Here is a 751-nt window from a genome sequence, read left to right on the forward strand (position 1 = left end):
CCATATCGACGACCATCGGATACGAGTTGATGTTGATCAACGCCCAGCTTGCCCCCGCAAACGCCAGGAGAATGGGCATGATGAGCGAAAGCCTGACCAGCACCCACTCCACGATTGCAGGATACCCGGCTTCAGTGATGGATCCGCCGAACATTCGAGTGAGAATACGGAGGGCGGGCACAGCTAGGCTTTCCCTCCCGATCAGGGCGAGTGCGAACAAAGCAAGCACAAGGCATGCGAGACCGATGCGTATAGTCCTTCCCCGCCCGATGCCTGTTCCAACAAAACCCGCCGGCACGGCGAAGACCATCAGAGACAAGGAGAAGAACCCCAGGTAGAAAGCCCCGGCAGCCTCGGATATGCCCCACATCTCCCTCCCGTACAGAGTGAAGAAGGCCTCGATCCCGCTCCATCCCACGAACCAGAAGAAGATCGCGGCCAGCATCGCCCGGGCGCTGTCGTCGGGATCCGCCCACACTTCTCGAAGGGCCGACAGTATGCCGACAGACCCCTTGGCCTCACCGCTCCCTTCTACGGTTGCAGGCTCGACTATCTGCCGCCGCAGAAGGAGAGTGACGAGGACCATCACTACGCCTCCGAACACAAACGGCAGCGCCGGGCTGATCCGGTAGAGCTGGGACCCAAGGAAAAACGCAAGCAAAGCTCCGAACCCGCCCATGAGGTTTATGACCCCGTTCGCCTTGCTCCGAAGGGGGGGAGGTGTGATGTCCGGCATAAGGGCGACAGTGGG

Annotated in this window: 1 protein-coding gene; it reads right to left on the reverse strand. The window is 60.6% G+C overall.

The genetic code is table 11. The features are described from left to right. A partial coding sequence (locus tag NUW23_12060; protein MCR4426899.1) for an MFS transporter occupies nucleotides 1-751 on the reverse strand: 751 nt, incomplete at both ends.

It is taken from the genome of Bacillota bacterium, from assembly GCA_024655925.1.
Classification (GTDB): domain Bacteria; phylum Bacillota; class DTU025; order DTU025; family JANLFS01; genus JANLFS01.